25 protein-coding genes, 1 other RNA gene and 1 pseudogene are annotated in these 20804 nt (G+C 62.5%); 13 read left to right on the top strand and 14 right to left on the bottom strand.

The window, feature by feature from the left end:
* Window positions 1-86 precede the first annotated feature (86 nt).
* Together C7I56_RS04020 and pspF are read right to left on the bottom strand one after the other, a co-directional pair.
* Complete coding sequence (locus C7I56_RS04020) at window positions 87-713, bottom strand: superoxide dismutase (protein WP_106639212.1); 627 nt, start codon at window positions 711-713, stop codon at window positions 87-89.
* Window positions 714-935: 222 nt separating this feature from the next.
* Window positions 936-1967: a phage shock protein operon transcriptional activator gene (pspF, locus tag C7I56_RS04015; protein ID WP_106639211.1), complete on the bottom strand. Its 1032-nt coding sequence runs from the start codon at window positions 1965-1967 to the stop codon at window positions 936-938.
* Window positions 1968-2138: 171 nt separating this feature from the next.
* Between pspF and C7I56_RS12260 the strand changes: the two genes are divergently transcribed.
* The 9 genes from C7I56_RS12260 (at window position 2139) to C7I56_RS03975 (ending at window position 5605) form a co-directional block, all read left to right on the top strand.
* A complete protein-coding gene (locus C7I56_RS12260; RefSeq protein WP_158702989.1) occupies window positions 2139-2282 on the top strand; it encodes a hypothetical protein in 144 nt (47 codons plus the stop codon).
* Between the two features lie 71 nt (window positions 2283-2353).
* The gene (gene pspA / locus C7I56_RS04010) at window positions 2354-3031 is read left to right on the top strand and encodes a phage shock protein PspA (protein ID WP_106639210.1); all 678 of its coding nucleotides are present in this window, start codon (window positions 2354-2356) and stop codon (window positions 3029-3031) included.
* Between the two features lie 4 nt (window positions 3032-3035).
* On the top strand, window positions 3036-3344 hold the full coding sequence (gene pspB, locus C7I56_RS04005) for an envelope stress response membrane protein PspB (protein WP_106639209.1): 309 nt from the start codon (window positions 3036-3038) through the stop codon (window positions 3342-3344).
* On the top strand, window positions 3341-3721 hold the full coding sequence (gene pspC / locus C7I56_RS04000; RefSeq protein ID WP_106639208.1) for an envelope stress response membrane protein PspC: 381 nt from the start codon (window positions 3341-3343) through the stop codon (window positions 3719-3721). Before pspB ends, pspC begins: the two co-directional genes overlap by 4 nt.
* A gap of 24 nt (window positions 3722-3745) precedes the next feature.
* A complete protein-coding gene (locus C7I56_RS03995; RefSeq protein ID WP_106639207.1) occupies window positions 3746-4012 on the top strand; it encodes a hypothetical protein in 267 nt (88 codons plus the stop codon).
* An 11-nt stretch (window positions 4013-4023) separates the two neighbouring features.
* Window positions 4024-4344: a hypothetical protein gene (locus C7I56_RS03990; protein WP_106639206.1), complete on the top strand. Its 321-nt coding sequence runs from the start codon at window positions 4024-4026 to the stop codon at window positions 4342-4344.
* 37 nt (window positions 4345-4381) lie between these two features.
* A complete protein-coding gene (locus C7I56_RS03985; RefSeq protein WP_106639205.1) occupies window positions 4382-4627 on the top strand; it encodes a hypothetical protein in 246 nt (81 codons plus the stop codon).
* 118 nt (window positions 4628-4745) lie between these two features.
* Window positions 4746-5153, top strand: coding sequence for a SufE family protein (locus C7I56_RS03980; protein ID WP_106639204.1), 408 nt, complete (start codon window positions 4746-4748; stop codon window positions 5151-5153).
* Entirely contained in the window at window positions 5150-5605 is a 456-nt protein-coding gene (locus C7I56_RS03975) for a PaaI family thioesterase (RefSeq protein WP_425352365.1), read from the top strand. Before C7I56_RS03980 ends, C7I56_RS03975 begins: the two co-directional genes overlap by 4 nt.
* Before the next feature lie 87 nt (window positions 5606-5692).
* Here the strand turns inward: C7I56_RS03975 and C7I56_RS03970 are convergent, their stop codons facing one another.
* The 10 genes from C7I56_RS03970 to C7I56_RS03925 form a co-directional block, all read right to left on the bottom strand.
* Window positions 5693-6223 (bottom strand): J domain-containing protein, encoded by a 531-nt coding sequence (locus C7I56_RS03970; protein ID WP_106639203.1) that lies wholly within the window; start codon window positions 6221-6223, stop codon window positions 5693-5695.
* 36 nt (window positions 6224-6259) lie between these two features.
* Window positions 6260-6733: RNase P RNA component class A (rnpB, locus tag C7I56_RS03965), an RNA gene on the bottom strand.
* Between the two features lie 10 nt (window positions 6734-6743).
* On the bottom strand, window positions 6744-7433 hold the full coding sequence (locus C7I56_RS03960; RefSeq protein ID WP_106639202.1) for an N-acetylmuramoyl-L-alanine amidase: 690 nt from the start codon (window positions 7431-7433) through the stop codon (window positions 6744-6746).
* 42 nt (window positions 7434-7475) lie between these two features.
* Window positions 7476-8330, bottom strand: coding sequence for a CheR family methyltransferase (locus tag C7I56_RS03955; RefSeq protein WP_106639201.1), 855 nt, complete (start codon window positions 8328-8330; stop codon window positions 7476-7478).
* Window positions 8321-9391: a chemotaxis protein CheB gene (locus tag C7I56_RS03950; RefSeq protein WP_106639200.1), complete on the bottom strand. Its 1071-nt coding sequence runs from the start codon at window positions 9389-9391 to the stop codon at window positions 8321-8323. Before C7I56_RS03950 ends, C7I56_RS03955 begins: the two co-directional genes overlap by 10 nt.
* A 74-nt stretch (window positions 9392-9465) precedes the next feature.
* Window positions 9466-9831, bottom strand: a complete 366-nt coding sequence (locus C7I56_RS03945; protein ID WP_106639199.1) for a response regulator — start codon at window positions 9829-9831, stop codon at window positions 9466-9468.
* Window positions 9832-9897: 66 nt separating this feature from the next.
* On the bottom strand, window positions 9898-10329 hold the full coding sequence (locus tag C7I56_RS03940; RefSeq protein WP_106639198.1) for a chemotaxis protein CheW: 432 nt from the start codon (window positions 10327-10329) through the stop codon (window positions 9898-9900).
* Entirely contained in the window at window positions 10329-12662 is a 2334-nt protein-coding gene (locus tag C7I56_RS03935) for a chemotaxis protein CheA (protein WP_106639197.1), read from the bottom strand. The genes C7I56_RS03940 and C7I56_RS03935 overlap by 1 nt, the downstream gene beginning before the upstream one ends.
* 177 nt (window positions 12663-12839) lie before the next feature.
* Window positions 12840-13475, bottom strand: a complete 636-nt coding sequence (locus C7I56_RS03930) for a histidine phosphotransferase family protein (RefSeq protein WP_106639196.1) — start codon at window positions 13473-13475, stop codon at window positions 12840-12842.
* A gap of 66 nt (window positions 13476-13541) precedes the next feature.
* Window positions 13542-13955 (bottom strand): M67 family metallopeptidase, encoded by a 414-nt coding sequence (locus tag C7I56_RS03925; protein WP_106639195.1) that lies wholly within the window; start codon window positions 13953-13955, stop codon window positions 13542-13544.
* 12 nt (window positions 13956-13967) lie between these two features.
* Here C7I56_RS03925 and C7I56_RS03920 point away from each other — a divergent pair, with 12 nt between their 5' ends.
* The gene (locus C7I56_RS03920; protein ID WP_106639194.1) at window positions 13968-14924 is read left to right on the top strand and encodes an RluA family pseudouridine synthase; all 957 of its coding nucleotides are present in this window, start codon (window positions 13968-13970) and stop codon (window positions 14922-14924) included.
* Between the two features lie 50 nt (window positions 14925-14974).
* Window positions 14975-15877, top strand: coding sequence for an RNA polymerase sigma factor RpoH (rpoH, locus tag C7I56_RS03915; RefSeq protein ID WP_106639193.1), 903 nt, complete (start codon window positions 14975-14977; stop codon window positions 15875-15877).
* A 91-nt stretch (window positions 15878-15968) separates the two neighbouring features.
* Here the strand turns inward: rpoH and C7I56_RS03910 are convergent, their stop codons facing one another.
* Window positions 15969-17981, bottom strand: a complete 2013-nt coding sequence (locus C7I56_RS03910) for a M13 family metallopeptidase (protein WP_106639192.1) — start codon at window positions 17979-17981, stop codon at window positions 15969-15971.
* Window positions 17982-18108: 127 nt separating this feature from the next.
* Here C7I56_RS03910 and mtgA point away from each other — a divergent pair.
* Window positions 18109-18834 (top strand): annotated as a pseudogene (mtgA, locus tag C7I56_RS03905) (monofunctional biosynthetic peptidoglycan transglycosylase); the annotation flags it as partial.
* Window positions 18835-19235: 401 nt separating this feature from the next.
* The gene (locus C7I56_RS03900) at window positions 19236-20285 is read left to right on the top strand and encodes a S66 peptidase family protein (RefSeq protein WP_106639190.1); all 1050 of its coding nucleotides are present in this window, start codon (window positions 19236-19238) and stop codon (window positions 20283-20285) included.
* 195 nt (window positions 20286-20480) lie between these two features.
* Here C7I56_RS03900 and C7I56_RS03895 read toward each other — a convergent pair whose 3' ends face one another.
* Window positions 20481-20804 (bottom strand): YbaB/EbfC family nucleoid-associated protein, encoded by a 324-nt coding sequence (locus tag C7I56_RS03895; RefSeq protein WP_106639189.1) that lies wholly within the window; start codon window positions 20802-20804, stop codon window positions 20481-20483.

Below are 20804 nucleotides of genomic sequence, written 5' to 3'. Positions count from 1 at the left end.
AGCGCCGTTCGCATTCATCCCTCACCCATCCCGGCGCTCGAAGGCTCCGGGCCTCCCTCCCGCGCGAGGCGGGAGGGATCGTATCCTTAACCCTCCTGATCGGCGCGGGCGAAGCCGTTGCCGTCGAGGTTCTGGGCGACGAAGTCCCAGTTCACGATGTTTGACAGCACCTTGTCGGCGAAGTCGGGCCGCGCGTTGCGGTAATCGATATAATAAGCATGCTCCCACACATCGAGCGTCAGGAGCGGCTTCATGCCGTCATAGACGACCGGGCTGTCCGCATCGTGGAGCGACGTGATCTTGAGCTTGTCGGAATCAAGCACCAGCCAGGCCCAGCCGTTCGAAAAATGGCCGACCGCTTCGGCCTTTAGCTTCTCGAGAAGGGCGTCGGTCGATCCGAATTCGCTGGCGATCATGTCGGCGAGCTTGCCGGTCGGCTTCTGCCCTTCCGCGGGCGCGAGGCACTGCCAGTAGAAGCTGTGGTTCCAGATCTGCGCGCTGTTGTTGAACAGCGGCTTGTCGCCCTTCTCCTTCGCGGCGTGGATCACTTCGATCAGCGAGGCGCCGGCCAGACCCTTGTCGCCCACCATGCCGTTCGTTTTGTCGACATAGGCCTTGTGATGCTTGCCATGATGGTAGTCGAGCGTCTCTGCGGACATATAATCGCCAAGCGCGTCTTTCGCGAAGGGCAGGTCCGGGAGCGTGAAAGCCATGGGTATTCTCCTTTTTGGATCACCAGCAGCTAGACGCTCCGGGGCCGGATTTGAATGGCTGTCGCACAAAAAAGCCGCGCGGGAATTGCGATAGAGCAGGTTTGCGCTGGAGGGACTCGATCGGAACCCCACGCCCGTTCGCTTCGAGCGAAGTCGAGAAGCGCCAGCTCAGGTGGGGGTGTCTCGACTTCGCTCGACACGAACGGCAAAGTTGTTGCGCCGTCAGCCCTTCTCGCCGAGCTTGTGCCGCTTCATCGCGTGACGGAGCTGATCGTAGGTCAACTGAAGCGCGGTCGCCGCCGCACGCTGATTCCAGCGACATTTATCGAGCGCGGCGGCGAGGATCGCCTTTTCATATTCGGCGACGGCGAGGCGAAAATCCGCACAATTGGACGGATCATAAGCGGCGGAGATGGCTGCGACCGCCTGCACCTCGGCGGGGCTGGCCTCGGTCTTCGTCGGCGACATCGGCTGGGGACGCCAGGGCGATTCGAAAGGGTCGAACTGGATATAATCGACCGGATTTTTCGAATCCTCCCAGCGATAAACGGCCCGCTCGATCACATTGCGCAGCTCACGTACATTGCCCGGCCAGTCGTAACTCAGCATGCGGTCGATGGCGTTAGTGCTGAAGCCCGGCCATTCCGGCCAATCGAGCTCCAGCGCCATACGCCGGGCGAAATGATCGGCGAGGACGGGGATGTCGCTGATCCGGTTGCGGAGCGGCGGCAGCGTCACGACTTCGAAACACAGGCGGTCGAGAAGGTCGGCGCGGAACCGCCCCTCGTCCACCAATTTGGGCAGATGCTCGTTGGTCGCGGCAACAATGCGCACGTCAACCCGCATCGGACGGCTGGCGCCGATCCGCGTCACCTCGCCATATTCGACCGCCCGAAGAAGCCGGTCCTGCGCGGCAGAGGACAAGGTCGCGAGTTCGTCCAGAAACAGGGTTCCCCCGTCCGCTTCCTCAAACCGCCCTGCCCGCGCCTTGGACGCGCCGGTGAAGGCGCCCGCTTCATGGCCGAACAATTCCGCTTCGATCAACGTCTCGGGCAAAGCCGCGCAGTTCATGACGACCAACGGCCCGTCCCAGCGCGAAGACAAGTGATGGAGGCGCTCGGCCACCAGCTCCTTACCGGTCCCGCGCTCGCCGATCACCAGGACCGGCCGGTCCAGCGGCGCGGCACGGCTCGCCCGCTCGATTGCATCAAGGAAGGAGGAGGATTGGCCAACAAGCTGCGTGGTGCGCTCCATGACCAGATGTTGGGACCATTTCCCATCTCTTAGCAAGGGAAATCGAATGATGCTCCGAGCGTCTCCGGTAAAACCCACGCATTTCCGCCAAAAATGAATTTGGCACGGCTCTTGTAGCGTAAATGGCAAGAGCCGCCGGAACAGGCGGTCCAGGGTTCAAGGAGAATGACCATGTTCAACATCGACCTCAACAGCATTCAGCGTGTTGCAGCCTCTGCCGTGGCCGCCCTCGTTCTCAGCGCCACCTGCATCGGCATGGCGGTTGCTCCGGCAGCGGCGGAACAGGCACAAGTGGTTTCCGTATTGAGTGCCTGAGCCGGAAGCGATGTGGTATAGGGGCTGACAAGGCCTGCGGGCCACCGAAGACCTCAAGGAGTTTCAGTTAGATGGGTATCTTTTCGCGGACACGCGACATCATCGCCGCCAATGTGACCGACCTGCTCGACAAGGCGGAGGATCCGGGCAAGATGATCCGGATGATCATCCTCGAAATGGAGGAAACGCTGGTCGAAGTGCGCGCGTCCGCCGCCCGTTCGATCGCGGATCAGAAAGAAATGCGTCGCCAGATCGCGAAGCTGGACAAGATCCAGGAAGGCTGGGTCGAAAAGGCCGAACTGGCGCTCTCTAAAGATCGCGAGGATCTCGCCAAGGCCGCGCTGATGGAGAAGCAGAAAGCCGCCGAAATGGCCGATAGCTTGAAGACTGAAATTGCCGTGCTGGACGACGCCCTGCGCGCATCGGAAGCCGATATCGCGAAGCTTCAGACCAAGCTGCGTGAAGCCCGCACCCGCCAGAATGCGATCAACAGCCGCATGGAAAGCGCGCATAACCGCGCCCGCCTCCGCGAAATGTATGCCGGCCCCAAAACCGAGGATGCGTTCAGCCGCTTTGACGTGCTGGAGCGTCGCGTGGACATTGCCGAGGGCCATGTCGACGCGCTGGCGCTGGGCGCCCCGCCCAAAACGCTGGAAGAAGAAATTGCCGAGCTTCGCAATGCCGAGAAGATCGAGGCCGAGCTTGAAGCTTTGAAGGCCAAAACCCGCAACACTGGCCAGGAGGGCTGAGCAGATGGAAGAAGTCCTTGTTCCCATTTTCGTCGTGGGCATGCTCTTCATCGGCCTGCCTTGGCTGGTTTTTCACTACATTACCAAGTGGAAGAGCGCTGCAACGCTCACGACTGAGGACGAAAGCCTCCTAAACGACATGCACGACACGGCACGCCGTCTGGAAGAACGCCTGTCGACGATCGAGCGGATCATGTCCGCGGAAAATCCCGGCTGGCGGTCGATGACGCAGGATCCTGTGGAGCGGCTGGGCATCCGTGACATGAGCGAGATCGATCGCGATCTCAGCGAACTGAGGAGCCTCCGGAAATGAGCGCGAGCCAGACAAAATTCTACCTCGACAAGCAAAATGCCAAATGGTTGGGCGTCTGTGCGGGGATCGCAGACTATACCGGTATCGACGCGACGGTCGTTCGAATCGCCGTGTTGATCGGCACGGTGCTTGGCTCCGGCGCGCTTATCGTCGCTTATCTGATCGCGGGCTACATCGCCCCGTCGAAGCCCCGGGAGCTGGAGTATAGCACGCCGGACGACAAAAAGTTTTGGCAAGGCGTCCGCGCCAATCCCACCCGGACGGTGAAGGCGGTGCGCTCCAAGTTCCGCGACATCGACCGGCGCCTCGCCGACATTGAAACCTATGTGACGAGTTCGAACAACCGGCTCGCCAATGAAATCGAAAAGCTGCGCTGATTTCGTCAACCGAAGGACAAGGACATGGATAAAGCCGTTCTACTTGCTTTCATCGTCATCGGCCTGCCCGTCATCCTGGGGGTGTGCGGCGACCTGTTGAAAAGATGGATGCGCCTTAAGGAAAAGCAGCTCGATCATGCCGCTCAGCTCGCCGCAGACAAGGCAGCGGCCCAGGCCGCGCATATCGAGCGGCTGGAGCAGCGTATGCGGGTGCTGGAACGCATCGCAACGGACAAAGGCGGAGACCTTGCCGCACAGATTGACGATTTGCGCGACGAGCGCATGAACTGAGGACGCCCGTCATGGATAAGTTCACCTTCATATCCCAATTCTTCCCGCTTTTCGGGATCTTGGGCCTTCTCGCCATCGGCGGCTGGATCTTCACCACTTGGCTTCGGATCAAGAACGGCTATCCGCTCGAAAACAGCTGGGGAAAGCCGATCTATCCGAAGATCAATGACGAGATGGTGGAGCGCGTGAAACTGATCACACAGGAAAATGCGCAGCTCCGCGCCGAACTCGGTTCGATCAAGGATCGGCTTGCAACGGTCGAGCGGATCGTGACGGACGACAGCCACCGGCTGACGCAGGAAATCGAAGCCCTACGCCTTCCGAAAAACTAAATCGCTGATAGACTAAGCGAAAAAGGAGCTTCGTCGCATGAATCCGTTTGAAATGGTGGTGATCATTGTCGCCATCGTCTCCATCGCCGGGATCCTCAAGGCCAAATATGGCGTCCGCCGCGACCGCCATGGTAACGAATATCATGTGAATGATCAGGAATCGGCGCGACTGCGCGACGAGGTAAAGATGCTCCGTGATCGCGTCGCCGTGCTGGAGCGCATCGCGACCGACAAGGAAAGCAGCCTGGAGCGCGAGATCGAAAAGCTGCGGGATCAGCGTTGATCCCTTCGCCGTCATCCCGGCGGAAGCCGGGATCTCGTGACGAGATCGCACCCTTTTGTCCTGAGACCCCGGCTTCCGCCGGGGTGACGTCCACCCAATCCTCTGTTACCGCGCGCCCATGACCGCGCTCGACGATATTTACGCCGATTACGAACTGCTTGAGGCCGACGATCGCTACCGGCTGCTGATCGACCTTGGCCGCGCGCTCGAGCCGATGCCCGATGCATTGAAAACCGACGCTACGCTTGTGCGCGGCTGTTCGGCGGCTGTGTGGGTCTATCCGATGCCACAGGAAAACGGGCGCCTGCACTTCCTCGCCGACAGCAATGCCGCGATCACGAAGGGCATCATCGCGCTTGTTCTCGCGGCAGTGCAGGATCGAACCGCCAGGGATATTCTCGCGACGGATATCGAGGCCGCGCTTGGCCCCTTCGATCTCAAGAATCAGCTCAGTTCCAACCGTACGCAAGGGATTCCGAACATGATCTCGCTCATCCGCCAAACGGCCGAGCGGATGGACGTATGAACGCCGCCGATGCCCTCCGCGACATGCAGGGCTTCGATCCGAAGCTGTTTGCGGACTTGGCAGGGAAAGTCGGGCATGGCGGAGCACTGGGCATCGACTATCGCGCGCATGGGCCGGATTGGGCGGAATTATCCCTCGATTACCGCGAGGAATTGATCGGCGTCGAGGAAACCGGCGTCATTGCATCGGGCCCGATCATCAGCCTGATGGACATGGCGACGAGTATGGCGATCTGGATCAAGCTCAACCGCTTCCGTCATCAGGCGACGCTCGACATGCGGATCGATTACCTCCGTCCCGCCGTGCCCGGCCGCACGATCATCGGGCGTGGGGAATGCTACCGCATCACCAGCAAGATCGCCTTCGTCCGGGGCGTGGCGCATGACGGCGACCCGGAGGATCTGGTGGCGAATGTGACGGGGACGTTCATGTTTACCGAAAAGCGGAAATAGCCACACGTCATCCCGGCGGAAGCCGGGATCTCGTGACCAGATCGCACCTCAATCGTCCTGAGACCCCGGCTTTCGCCGGGGTGACGATTATGAGGCGCCCCGCCGCTCTTCGGCCTTCGAAAGCACTTCATACGCCGCGGTGATCGCCTGAAACCGTTTGGCCGCATCGGCATCGTCCGGCGCAACGTCCGGGTGATTGATCTTGGCGAGTCGGCGATAGGCGGCTTTGATTTCCTCAAAACCCGCATCCACCTCGACGCCGAGTATGTCCAGCGCGCGCATTTCGTCGCGGCTGCGGGTGCCGTCGCCCTCGCCGCCCCAGCCGTAGAATTTCGCCTGGCCATAGGCGTTGGCGTCGCGCTCTTCATTGGCGGCGCGAGCCTCGGCGTCCTCCTTGGACAGGCCGGCGAAATAGTCCCAGCCCTTATTATACTCAGCGGCGTGACGTTCGCAGAAATACCAGCGATCCGGACGGTTGGGCGATTTGGGTGCGGGACGGTCGCCGGGCTCATCGCAGCCTTCGCGGTCGCACAGGCGCACCTGCTGCGTCGCCCGTTCGCTGCCGTAGGCACGCCAGCGCGGAAAACCCCAGTCATTCGATCGCGTCGGACGTGCCATGACCACCCAATACCAGCCGGAAAACCGGCAAAAACAATCACCAGAGGGTCTATAAGCCGGGTTCTGTCCAGCGGTTCCCCGCCTGTGCGACCATTCCTCTAGGAGGCGGATCGCTCCGCCCCTCAAGCAACCAACCCGGGCGGTCCGGCCGGAACAAGGTCACCATGCCGCCCCTATTCGGTTTTGCTCCCGGTGGGGTTTACCGTGCCGTTCCCGTTGCCGGGCCCGCGGTGCGCTCTTACCGCACCCTTTCGACCTTACCCTGCTTCGCCGAAAGGCTACGCAGGGCGTGCCCGCGCTTTTCAGCCTTGTCACAGGGCATGCCCTGTGAAGTTTCAACGTAGCAGGGCGGTATGCTTTCTGTGGCACTTTCCCTGGGGTCGCCCCCGCCGGACGTTATCCGGCACCGTTGTTCCGTGGAGCCCGGACTTTCCTCCCCGCTTCGCTAAAGCTTCGCAGGGCATGCCCTTCGTAGCCTTGGCGAAGAAGGGCGGCCGCCCAACCCTCTGGTTCGCCCTATCTAGTCGTCGCCTTGCGGTTTGGGAAGAAGGAGCGCGAGGAGAAGCGACCGGCATTCGCCATCGATCGTGCCATCGATCAATTCCGGACGGAATCGGCGCTGAAAAGCAACGGTTGCCGCAAGGGAGTCACTTACATCGTAACCAAAGCGCTCCAGCGCGAGGAGGAAAGCGCTATCCGACCAACCGGGATCGACGAGGTTCTTCGTCGGGCGCGGTAGAGCAAGCCGGAGTCGGGCAAGCTGATGCCATGGAAAAAGTTCGCCCGGATCCTGCTTTCGCTTGGGCGCGACATCGGAATGGCCGACGACATTGCCGCGCGTAATGCCGTGCCGCTCCTTGATCTCCGCGACCAACGGGATCAACGCCTCGACCTGCGCCTCCGGGAACGGATTATAACCGAATTCATGGCCGGGATTGACGATTTCGATCCCGACGCTCGCTGAATTAACATCGGTGATGCCGCGCCAGAATGAATTACCGGCATGCCAGGCGCGCTTGTCCTCAGTGACCATGCGCAGGATCGTGCCGTCTTCCTTGATCACATAATGGGCCGATACCCCGGCTTCAGGATCGGTCAGCCGCTCGATCGCCGCCTCACCCGTCTCCATGCCGGTATAGTGAAGCACGATCATCGAAACGGGCAGCGCCCGCTCGCCGAAATTGGGGGATGGGTGATCGATCATCGCCATGCCCGCCCAAGAGACCGGCAATCGGGCCTTTTGGCAATAGGGTCAGGCCGCGCTGCTTGCCGGAACGGTCGTGCGGCGCGACGTGGGGGAGTAGATACCTCGAAATTCGGTGCTGGACACAAAGGCGTCGCTCTGGCCGATCACCGTTTCCCCCGCTCCAAGCATAAGATAGCCGTCATGCGCGATCGCCTGGGAGAGGCGGTCGAATACCGCGCTGCGTGCGGCGGCGTGAAAATAGAGAAGAACGTTGCGGCAGAGGATCACGTCGAAGCGTCCCGGCGCGGGCGGTGCGTCCATCAGGCTCTGTGTCTTGAAGCGGACCTTGCCGCGAATCGCCTCGTTCAGCCTCCACTGCCCCTCGCCCTCGGCCGCGAAATGCCGGATCATCTGCACAACCGGCAGACCGCGCTGCACCTCGAACTGGGAATAGAGCCCGTTACGCGCCTGTGCGATGGCGCCACGCGATACGTCGGTCGCGACGATGTCCACGGTCCAGCCGTCCCAACGCTCTTTCTCATCGGCGATCGTCATCGCGATGGAATATGCTTCCTGCCCGGTCGAGCATCCAGCGCACCAGATTGATAGTCTCTTTTCGCGCGCCCTCGCCTTCTGAAGCGCCGTAAACGCCCCGATCATCAGCAATTCGAACGGCTGACGATCGCGATAGAAATAGGTTTCGTTGTTGAGCAGGGCGTCGACGACTGCGTCGGACAAGGCCGGTTCACGTCCAGATACGATATCGCCAAGCAGTTGGTCGAGCGAATCGAACCCCCGTTCGCGCATCAGGCTCTTTAAAGCCGTTTCGATACGCCAGCGGCGGCTGATCGCCAGCTGCTGACCGGTTCGCGCTTCCAATAGCCCCGCAAGAATGCGGATGGCCGCGTCGGTTACTTCCACACCCCCTCCTGCGCCCGCTCGGCCACATGACCGGCCAGTTGGGCGGGCGGTGCAACTGCGGAAGCGAGCCCCGCTTCCGTCACTACACGCGGCATCCCCCAGACCGCCGAACTTTCCTCGTCCTGAGCGAAGATCACGCCCCCGCGCTCCGCCAATTCTCCGGCCCCCACCAAGCCGTCGCGGCCCATGCCGCTAAAAATCACTGCCGCCCCCCTTTTTCCGTACATGCGCGCGATCGACGCCAGCATCGGATCGACCGAGGGCAAGCAGCCCGACGAAGCGGGGTCGGTGGAAAGGGTCACGCGCACCATCCCGCCGCGCCGTTCAAGGCACAAATGCGCATCGCCCGGTGCCACTAATATTTCCTCGGCCTTCAAGGGCAGACCGGGTTCCGCGACCCGGGTAAGACGCCCTGATGCCGCTTCGACCTGCCGCGCGAAATGCGGCATGAAAACGGGCGGCAGATGCTGTGTGATGAGGATCGGCGCGCCGATCGTATCAGGCAGATGGCGCAGGAAATCGCTAAGCGCCTTCAAGCCTCCGGTGGAGGCGCCGAGGCCGAGACAGCCGATGCGATAAGGTTCGACCTTGCGCAGCACGTAGGGCGCGGAGTTCCCAACTGCCGCGGCCCGGACGATCGGGGTAACATTCTCTTCGCCCCCGCTTTCGCTCTCGTCCCGCTCTACCCGGCCGATGCGGCGAAGGCGGTCGGCGAGCACATGGGCAAAGCGCCCCCCAAAATTACCCGTGCCTGGCTTGGGCAGCGTATCGGCCGCGCCAAGCGAAAGGGCGCGCACTGCGGCCTCCGCCCCATCCTCGGCATTGGAAGAAACGATGAGAACCTTGGCGCCATTTCCGGCGCGCAGAATTTCGGGGAGAACATTGAGCCCGCTCGTGCCGGGCATCTCCACGTCAAGGAGCACAATGTCGACGGACAGACCGGTTAGCTTCTCAAGAGCTTCGTCGGCACGGCCTGCGGTCGCGACGATCTCGAAATCGGGAAAAGTCGATATCATTCGCGCCAGCACGGCCCGCGCGACAGGCGAATCGTCGACGATCATTAGTCGGATACGTGGTGCCTGCCCCGGCATCGCTCCTTTCCGCGCCCCGTCGATTGCGAAGGCGGATGCTGCCGTCACGCGACGCCGACGATCTGGAGCTTGCTCTCCAGCGTCTCGCGGTCGAACGGCTTCATGACATATTCGTCGGCACCGGCTTCGATCGCGGCGCGGATATGGGCCGTGTCGTTCTCGGTCGTGCAGAAGACGACCTTGGGTTGCCGCTCGATCGTCTGCTGGCGGAGCGTGCGCAGGAACTCCATCCCGCTCATCACCGGCATGTTCCAGTCGAGCAGTACGACGTCCGGCATCTGCTCCTCGCAGCGGGTCAGCGCTTCGCGGCCGTCCTCGGCCTCGTTCACATTGAAGTTGAGCGTTTCCAGAATGTGACGCGCAACCTTGCGGATCACCTTGGAATCATCGACGACGAGGCAGTTCTTCATCCCAAAAAACTCCTGGAGAGCGAAACATCCGTTTAGGATCGAAAAGTAAGGATGGAGTTAAGGCAATCACGCGGCACGGCGCGACGGGCCTTCGATTATCGCGGCCGGATCGACGAGCAGGAAAATATTTTCTCCCACCTCGATCATCCCGCGTGAAACCTCTGCCCAATTGGGGCTGGGTAATGTGGTCGCCGGCGCGGGTTCGCCAGCGCTTTCCACCACATCCTCCACCCGGTCGACCAGCAGGGCATAGGGATGCCCGCCAATATTGACGACCATCGCCTCGCGCCGTGGCTCTTTCGCGGGCGGAAGGCCGATAGCGGTGCGGCAATCGATGACGGACAGAACCCGGCTGCGCAAGGCTGACAGGCCCAGGATATGGGGCGCAGACCCCGGCACAGGAGTGAGCGTGTCGAGCTCCACCACCGACTCCACGTCGCTGGCTGTAACCGCGATCCGCTCTCCGTCGATATCGACGATCAGGTAAAGCCCGGCCATTAGCGCTGGCCCCGCACGGCGGCCCGGGCGGTGAGCGCGCTGAGCAGCCCTTCGCGGTCATAGCGATAGATGCTGCCCTCCTCCCCATCCGGTGCGGACCGGAGGCGGAGGAGCTTGCCGGAAACCGCCGGGTCGGGCACGTCTTCGGCATCACCCAAGATCAGGACATCCACTTCGGCGGGATCGGCGCGCTCCGCCTCCACCACCCGATATCCGGCCTGTTCCAGGATTGGGCGAAGGATGGTGTGCATCCAGGCGTCGCCAGAGGGCAAGGCGCAGGTAAGCGGCGCTTCCGCTGCCGCCGGCTCGCCGCAATGGGTTGCGAACAGCCAATAGGGGTCGAGGATTTCCACCTGCTCGCCATTCATCAGCGCAACGCCGCCGATTTCGCCCGCATCGATTGCGGGATGGATTTCGGCGGCAAGCGGCATGATGTCGATCACTTCGCGGAAAGCATAAGCCAGTTCCGCCGTGCCATCGGTCAGGCGCAAAAGGCGTGTACGGCCTTCCGGCGCGCGCTCGCATCCGGCAAGCGGCAGCATGGCGTCGCGGATCGTAACGCGCAGACGCCCGGCGCTCATTTGAACGGCGGGCGCCTCGACGTCCTCGATCCGCTCGACGAGTGCGAGGCGCACGGCCCGCGCTTTTCCGTCGAATCCGCGGAAGAGCAGCACAGGCGGCCGTTCTTCGCGTACGTCTTCGGCCACCTCGACCGGAGCGTTGATCTCCTCTGCGTCCAGTTCGACACCCGCTGCAGCCGCGATGCCGGAACAGTCGAGCAGCAGGATTGGGCTGCCGTCATCGGCAAGAGTCGTTCCCGCATAGAGGCCGGTCGCCATGATCGGCGGCGCGGCGGGCTTGATCACCAATTCCTCGTGATCGTGGACGAGATCCACGGCGAGCGCATAGAGCCCCGAGCCTGCGGGTTTCAGCACGACCATCATCTGGTCCGCTTCCGGCGCCCCCTCTTCCATCCCCAGAGTGGCGGCAAGCGAAACGCGCGCAATACGGCGACCGCGAATGTTGGCGAGGCGTGCGCCGCCCAGCCCCTCGATGCGCACATTGTCGCCGCGCACCCGCACAATCTCCTCGATAGCGGAACGGGGCAATGCGAATTTCTGGCCACCTGCCGTGACGGTAAGGGCTGGGATGATCGTCAGCGTCAGCGGCACGCGGAGGGTGAGCCGCAAGCCGACGCCCAAGCGGCTGTCGAGATCGACGATCCCGCCAATCCGTTCGATATTGGCGCGAACGACATCCATGCCGACGCCACGCCCGGAAATCGACGTTACCGCCTGCGCCGTGGACAGGCCCGGCTGGAAGACGAGCGCGACCTTCTGCTGCATCGTCATCGTTTCCGCGCGGGCCGGATCGACGATACCGGCCGCGAGCGCCTTCTTGAGCAGCCGATCGCCATCGATGCCGTGGCCGTCGTCGGACACTTCGATGAGGATCTGGTTGCCCGATTGACGCGCGTGGACGCGGAGCGTGCCGGACGGCGGCTTGCCGAGCGACGCGCGCTCCTCGGGGCTCTCGATTCCGTGGTCGATGGCGTTGCGGATGATGTGGGTCAGCGGATCGCGGATCATCTCGATCATCTCACGGTCGAGTTCGACGTCGCCGCCGTCCACGTCCAGCGCGATCTTCTTGCCAAGTTCCATGCAGAGGTCACGCACCATGCGCGGTAGCCCCGAGAAGAGATTGTCGATCCGCTGCATCCGGGTCCGCGTGATCGCCTCGCGCATTTCGGCGATGCAGGAGGATACACGGTCGAATGCCGCTTCCAGCACCGGATCGGCCTCGGTCTCGCGCAGACGCCGTGCAAGCTCGTTGCGCGCGAGAACCATGTCGGACACGCCATTCATCATCCGGTCGAGAAGGTCGACGGACAGCCGGATGGAGCGGACAGGCGCGCGGGCTTCACCGCCGCTTTCCTCGCCCATTTCGCGCCGGAGCGCGGCGACCTCGGGTTCATTAAGCGCCGCGACCAGAAGCTCATCGTCACCGCTTGGCACCGCTTCACCGGTCTGGAGCGCCTGCGCGATCTCCCCGATCCGGTCGACGATGGCGAGGACGGCGCTTACCAGATAGGGCTCAGCCGTGCGGCGCCCGGCGCGCACTTCGGCCAGCGCATCTTCGGCGGCATGGCTCAGGGTTTCGAGCCGCGGCAGATCGAAGAAGCCGCAATTGCCTTTCACTGTGTGGACGAAGCGGAAGATGGCATCCAGCCGCTCGCGGTCCGCCGGATTGGCTTCCCAGGCGACAAGTTCGCCGCCAATCGCCTCCAGCATGTCGCGGGTTTCCGCGATAAAATCGTCGATCAGGTCGTCCATCAGGCCGTGCCTCAAGCGGTTGAGGTTCGGCTTATCCGGCCCGGCTGGTAAATATCTGTTTAACTGCGGGTGTTGAGGGGTTCTGCCCCTCCCGTCATCCCGGCGAAAGCCGGGATCTCGTGACGAGCAAGCGCCTTTTCCGGCCTGAGATCCCGGCTTCCGCCGGGATGACGGAGGCTAGGCGGGGACGGACGCCCCGAGCAGCAGCACGCCTTCGTCGGCATCGCCATATTGCAGCGATCCACCGCCTTCCTGGACAAGACAATGGACGAGCCAGGCCGCAGCGACGCGCGGCGCCACCGCATCTTCGGCACCCTCGCCAAGCAAAGTGCGCTTCAATTCCGGATCGACCACGATGCGTGGCCCTTCGGCGCGGATGACCATGTCGAGCCCGTCGCCGTGCCGCTCGACCCCGATATCGAGCCGTCCACCGCGCACCAGGGCGTCACCCGCGATGAGCGAGAGGTTGAGGAGCACCTTTAGCGCCGCCTTGCTCATCGTCGACTCGTCGACCATCCAGCCGACGACAACGCGGCTGTCGCCATAAAGCCCCTCGATCGCGGCCTTGGCCTCGCGCGTATCGACCTGATCGGCGAAACCGCCCGCAGCGCCGAAGGCCAGACGGAAAAATTTCAGCTTGTTGGCCGATGCCCGGGCGCTGTCGGCGAGCAGGTCGAGACAGCGGGCCCGCATTTCGGGGTCATGTTCCTCGGCGAGCAATTCGATGCCGTTGTTGAGAGCGCCGACCGGACTCAGAAGATCGTGGCACAGGCGCGAGCACATCAGACTGGCAAATTCGTGCGGCTTCATCATTGCCCCTGTTTTCAAGCATCCACTCCAAGGCCCTATTGGCCGCTGGAGAGAGCGGAGGCAAGGCGCTCAATCGCTCTCCGCGATCTTCACCGGATCGAACCGGCCGTGAACCGCAACGCCCTGCCGCGCCACCCACAGTGCCGCTGCATCGCCGGAGACGATCAACCACAAGGCGCCTGCCTCCCCTGCCCGCCGCTCATCTTCGAGCGAAGGCCGCACATCGCCGCTAGGGTGAGAATGATAGTGGCCGAGGATTTTGCGGCCCTCTCCGCGCGATTGCCGCTGTAAGGGCAGCTGTATGCATGGATCGAGCTCAAATCCGCGCTTCGGGTCGAGGGCGAGGTTCGGTGACGCTACGGCTTCCTGGATTTCTTCAGCCCGCCCGACCAACAAGCCGCAAATTTCGGCCGGTTGTGCCGCCGCCGCTTCATTTCGCAGCCGTGCCAGCACCCCCCTTGAAATCTTAACGGCGTACCCCACATCGCTTCCCTGATGGATCGGGGGGTTTCGATCATGCGCGCTGCGGTCGCACCGGAAGCTGAGGGCTGGCGGCTCGACCGTGCCCTTGCCGCCGCCGTCCCGACCCTTTCCCGCGAGCGGCTGAAGGCGCTGATCAGCAGCGGCGCCGTTTTCGGCCCGCAGGGCGCGGCGGTCCGCGATCCCGCGTCCAAGGCGATTCCGGGCGGGCTTTACGAAGTCCATGTTCCCGCTCCTGCCGAGGCGCACAACGTGCCGCAAGATATTCCGCTCGTCATCACCTATGAAGATGAGCATCTGCTGGTCGTCGACAAGCCCGCCGGAATGGTCGTCCACCCTGCCGCCGGCAATCTCGACGGCACGATGGTCAATGCCCTGCTCCACCATTGCGCGGGCCGCCTGTCCGGCATTGGCGGCGTGGCGCGGCCGGGCATCGTCCACCGGATCGACAAGGGTACGTCGGGCCTGCTCGTGGTCGCCAAGACGGATCGCGCGCATGAGGGCCTCGCGGCGCAATTCGCCAAGCACAGTATCGACCGCCGCTACAAAGCGATCGTGGCAGGCATCCCCAATCCGCCCAGCGGCACGGTGGACGCCCCCCTCGCCCGCTCGTCGGCCAATCGCCAGAAGATGGCGATCGTCGCGGAGGGCCGGGGCAAGCGCGCGGTGACCCATTATGCGCTCGAACGGCCGCTAAAGGAGGCGTCACTCATCGAATGCCGCCTTGAAACCGGCCGCACCCACCAAGTGCGTGTCCACATGACCTCGATCGGCCACGCGCTGTTGGGCGACCCGGCTTACGGGCGCACAAAAATCGCTCACCGTGACATATTAAATCGATTGGACTTCAAACGGCAGGCCCTGCACGCTGCGGCTCTGGGCTTCATCCATCCGGTATCGAAACAAAACTTGACTTTTGAGAGCGTCGTTCCGTCTGATATGCAGGAACTGTTAAGCGCCCTCTCCGTATAAATGGACAAGCGTATCGGCGCCCCCAAGGCACCGATCAGGGAGTAAAGACTATGGCAAGCGGCAACGTCCCCAAAACCATCCCCGCGATGAGCGGCGAGGCGGGCCTCAACCGCTATCTGTCGGAAATCAAGAAGTTTCCGATCTTGGCGCCTGAGGAAGAGTTCATGCTCGCCAAGCGCTGGTCCGAGCATCAGGACACCGAGGCCGCGGCCAAGCTGGTGAACAGCCACCTTCGCCTCGTCGCCAAGATCGCCATGGGCTATCGCGGCTACGGCCTGCCGGTCAGCGAGCTGATTTCCGAAGGCAATATCGGCCTGATGCAGGGCGTGAAGAAATTCGAGCCGGACCGGGGCTTCCGCCTCGCCACCTACGCCATGTGGTGGATCCGCGCGTCGATCCAGGAATTCATCCTGCGCAGCTGGTCCCTCGTGAAGATGGGCACCACCGCAGCGCAGAAGAAGCTCTTCTTCAACCTCCGCCGGATGAAGAACCAGATCGAAGCGTTCGAGGACGGCGACCTGAAGCCGGAGGACGTGACGAAGATCGCCACCGATCTCGGCGTTTCGGAAGAGGACGTCATCTCCATGAACCGCCGCATGGCGATGGGCGGCGACACGTCGCTGAACGTCCCCCTGCGCGAGGAAGGCGAAGGCCAGTGGCAGGATTGGCTGGTCGATACTGACCCGCTGCAGGACGAACGCGTCGCCGAAGCCGAAGAAACCCGCGTCCGCCACGATCTGCTGATCGAGGCCATGGAAGCCCTCAACGACCGCGAACGCCACATCCTCACCGAACGCCGCCTGACGGACGATCCGAAGACGCTGGAAGAACTGAGCCAAGTCTACGACGTCAGCCGCGAACGCATCCGCCAGATCGAAGTCCGCGCGTTCGAAAAGCTGCAAAAGGCACTGATGAATTTGGCCGGCGAGCGGAAGCTGCTGGCGGCACACTAAAAGGATCGCGCCGAAGTGGTACTTCGACGCGGATTTTGGTGGAGCTGGGCATTTTCCCCCAGAATTCCAGCTGCTTAACGGGGGCTTGGACCTACCACAAGCGGCATTGCCGCTCTGCCGGACGCATCATTTTGGCATTTGCCTTACAGCTGAAGGCGCGACCAAAGGCAGGCAGATTCGACAAAGGAGCATTGATCCGAAACGCGGCGGGGGCATGGCCATTAGATGCCACGGATTGCTTGAAATAGCCCTCGGTTTGGGCGGTGCAGCGGTTCTGCGCATATCGGTAGAAAAAGCGCTGCGCAGGCGACGTGCCGCTTGAGTCGCGCTGGTAAACGCGGTCTCCCAGGTTCGCCTCCAGGGCTTCGAAGGCCAGCCGAACGCCGCCATAATCCGCTACATTTTCTCCATATTGCCGTTCTCCTGACATCTTAACGCCCGGCAGCGCTTCATAATCACTTGCTTGATTGATGACGCATTGGCCGCGGTCTTCCTTGGCCTTGATGTCAGCATTCCCCCACAATTCACGATCGCTGCCATCGGCGCCGAACATGTGCGCTTCGATCACATGGACGAACTCATGCCCGAAAACGGCGCCAAACGTTGCGTAGTTAAGCTCCGGCGGCGCATCTGGATCGAATCGGGGAGCCCCCAAAAATGCTGCCGTCACGATGAGGGAATTCGAGAGAGCGTCGGGAAAGCCGTTCGGAACGACGAGGCGCGCTGCAGCGATGCCGTCACCAACCCACGGGCTGACGATCATCTCCCAACCGGTGCGGGATCGATCCTGATTGGCCCGCCTCCAATTGCGACGTTGTTCGAAGGTGCGCGCGGCCAGTACGTTGGCGAAAAAGGAGGAACGATCCAGGGGATAGCCACCCACTTCAGGCCATTCGTTGGGATATCCGATCTTCAGGTCGGTCTTCGTCAACTTATCGACTGTCGCCTCACGAGCCTCAGGCGACAGCCATTCATTGCCAGCGATGGATGCGACGACCCTGAACTTGATGTCCTCGGCCATCTTCTGAGCTGCATCTCGCGCCTTCCAGCCTAGAATACGGGTCGCATATTGCCGTGAGAATTCGACGCCCATCGCGCGGACCGTCGCATCGCGGCACCGGCCTGCGGGGTTGGCGATCTGCACGCGAAGAGCAGGAATAATATCGCCGAATGTGCGGTTATAAGGATGCGGCAATTCGCCTCGCAGCGAAAACAGGAATGACCACCGCAGAAAGGCCCGTATGTCGGCTAAAGATCGGCTGGTCAGTTCCTCTTCAACCGCTCTCAAATATGCCGGAGCAGTGACATTGACCGTTCGGTCCGGCGCTGCGCCCACCATGACGAAATAGCGGGGCCAATCGATCGATGGAGCAAGCTCTTCAAGTTGCGCGAGCGAAAGCGGATTTTCCGCCGTGCTGGCATCATAACGGTCACCCCTCTGCTTCCGCAGCGCAGTCACGATCGACGCGACAGCCGCCGCTTCACGTTCCGCGTCCGTCTGCGTAAGCCCGGCTGCAGAAAAGGTCCGTGCGACAACCGCCTCATCCGCCCACAGATAGGCGTTGTGAATTTCACCCCTGTAGCGGCTCCACTGCTTCCGATCGGGCTGGCCGCTATAGGTAAAGAACGGGTCCACGCCGATGACGCTCAATTGATGCAGCAGGGTCTGAAGCTGTTCCGGCGACTGGACCGCGTCGATACGCGCTAGCCAATCCTTAACCGCCGCAACGTCGGAGGTGCCGCCATTGAGGCAGGATGCATGGAATGTCTTCAGTCGTGCAAGTTCAGGATCGTCGGAAATATTCTGCAAGAACAATGCTTCAAGATTGCGATCCAGATTCGCCTCGAACTGTTGGGCGGTCATGTCGATCGACGGCGTGGCATCATTCGGCTTCGCCGTTGCGATGAATCCGCCGCAGGATCGACGGTAAAAATCCTCACAGGCATCGACGGACATATCCATTGCAGACCATGAAATCGCGTTGCTCGGCTGCGGTTCGGGCTTCGCCGAGATGGCGGCGGATGGACTGGCTGCGAGCGCGAGATAGATACCGGCGCCATTTAGCGCACCGCCCATCGCTGCCGCGAGAAATTGCGAACGCATGTCTACCTCCTTCCCCAACCAATTATCTATTTCATGCTACTAATGTAACACATCCTTAGCAAGGAGCCTGAGGTGAACGGAACAAGTTCAGCATGACGCCGCCTGTCCTACCCGCTAATCTCGCCTAATGGCGAGGGTAAAGGCACGGCGGGCGCGGGCTCGGGGTTCACGGCGGGGTTGGGGCGGCAGGATCCTTGGGTGGATCCTGAAGGGGATCGTCCTTTTCATCCTGATCAGTCTGCTTTGGGTGGTGCTATACCGCTTCGTGCCGCCGCCCATTACCTTCACCATGATGGGCGATGTGCTGGGCGGGCGGTCCATTTCGAAGGACTGGATGCCGCTCGACAGGATCGATCCCGACATGAAGCGCGCCGTCATCGCGGCGGAGGATGCGAAATTCTGTTCGCATTGGGGCTTCGATCAGGACGCGATCGCGGCCGCGATGCGCCGCAATGCGAGCGGCAAGGGCGTGATCCGGGGCGGCTCCACGATCGGCCAGCAGACCGCGAAGAACGCCTTCCTGTGGCAAGGCGGCGGCTATTTCCGCAAGGGCCTGGAGGCCTGGTTCACCCTGCTCATCGAGAATATCTGGGGCAAGGAGCGGATCATGGAGGTGTATCTGAACCTCGCGGAGACCGGCATCGCGACCTATGGCGTCAATGCGGGCGCGCAGCGCTATTTCGGCAAGGACGCCTCCAACCTCACCCGGCAGGAGGCCGCGCGCATCGCCGCTGTGCTGCCGCTGCCGAAGAAGCGCGAGGCGATTACCCCCACCGGCTTCACCCGCCGTTATGGCAACAGCATCGCGGCGCGTATTCGCGTGGTGGCGCGCGACAATCTCGATGCGTGTTTGGACGGCAGCGGGCGGACGCAAGCGGAGGAGCCGGACTCTGCGCCCAAGGCCAAGACCAAAGCGAAGGTTGCACCGAAGCAGGCACAGCCCGTCGAACCCACGCCGCAGCCGGAACGGGTGGAGGATTATATCGGACCGGATGCTGCAACGCCGGCAGAACCTGCGCCCGCCAACACGCCTGCGCCGGAGGAATTGGACATTTGAGCTATTCGTCCTCGCCCAGATCAAAAGCCCTCCCCCTTGATGGGAGCGCCGGGTGGACAGCGCCCCGCGCTGTCCAGGCCATGCTGGGAGCATGGCCGACCCGGCGCTGGTTGGGTGGGGGTGATGTATCCGGAAACTCTCCGCACTACGTCCTAGATCACCCCCACCCAGCCTCCCCCATCAAGGGGGAGGGGTAAATGGAGCGAGTCGGGGGTATCAGCAGGCGATCAGCGGTGCAGGGCATAGGCGCCCTCGCCGCGACCCTGGCCCTTCCCGCCCCCGCTGCCGTCCGCCCGCCGTTGAAAGCGCCCCGGCTGCGGCTTGGCGACACGGTCGGCCTGATCGAGCCTGCGGGATTTAGCGACGATCTGATCGAGGTGGAGGCGATTGCGGGCACGATCCGCGCCATGGGCCTTGTGCCCAAAATCGGCCGCCACGTTGCCGCGCGTCACGGCTATCTCGCAGGCACGGACGAGCAGCGGGCGGCCGATGTAAACGCCATGTATGCCGATCCCGAAGTCCGGGCGGTCTTCGCGATCCGGGGCGGCTGGGGCTGTGCGCGGATCCTCCCGCTGCTCGACTGGAAAACGATCCGCGCCAACCCCAAGCTGCTGGTCGGCTATAGCGATATCACCGCTCTGCACCTCGCCTTCGCGGCGCGCGCGGGCTTTCCGACCATTCACGGGCCCAATGCGGCGAACGGCTGGCAGGAGCAGAGCTGGAACAGCCTGTGGAGCCTAGCCTTCAACGGCGACACGCCGATGCTGCAGAATCCTCCGTCTTCACCCGACGCCCTGCTCAATCCCGAACGCTGGCACACCACGCCGATCCGGCCCGGCAAGGCGAAGGGGCGCCTCATCGGCGGCAATCTCGCGGTGCTGACGGCGCTGGTCGGGACGTCCTGGCTTCCCGACATGAATGGCGCGATCCTGTTCATCGAGGATACCGGCGAGGCCGAATATCGCATCGACCGGATGATGACCCAGCTCGCGCTGGCGGGCATATTGAAGCGGCTCTCAGGCGTCGTCTTCGGCCAATGCACCCGCTGCACGAGCGACACCGAAGACTATATCGGCTTCACCGTCCCGGAGGTGCTCCACCACCACCTAGCCCCGCTCGGCATCCCCGCATTTTACGGCGCGAATTTCGGCCATGTCGGTAACCAGCTTTGCATACCGGTCGGCGTACGGGCGGAGATGGACGCGGGGGCGGGATCGATCAGGGTGCTTGAGCCGGTGGCGGTTTAACTCCACCGTCACCCTGATTTCAGGGTCCATGCCACTGGCATCGCGATGCCTGGAGATGGATGCTGAAACGAGTTCAGCATGACGGCCATGTCTTTCCAACCGCGTCATACCGGCGGAAGCCGGTATCTCAGGACGGATAAAGCGCGATCTCGTCACGAGACCCCGGCTTTCGCCGGGGTGCGGACAACCGCGAAATCAGAGCGGCATTTTGAAGCCCGGCGGCAGAGGCAGGCCGCTGGTGATCTTCTGCATTTGATCGTTGGCGGCGACATCCGCCTTGGCGCGGGCGTCGTTGATGGCGGCGGCGATCAGGTCTTCCACCATGCCCTTTTCGGACGGCTGGAGGAGGCTCTCGTCGACGCTGACGCCGATGATGCGGCCCTTGGCGCTCGCCTTGATCTTGACGAGGCCGCCACCCGACACGCCGTCGATCTCGATCGTGTCGAGATTATCCTGCGCCTTCTGAAGCTCGGCCTGGGCCTCCTGGGCCATTTTCATGATATCATCGAGGCTAGGCAT

The organism is Allosphingosinicella vermicomposti (assembly GCF_003012815.1).
GTDB classification, from domain to species: domain Bacteria; phylum Pseudomonadota; class Alphaproteobacteria; order Sphingomonadales; family Sphingomonadaceae; genus Allosphingosinicella; species Allosphingosinicella vermicomposti.
This window is presented reverse-complemented; position numbering and strand designations above follow the sequence as displayed.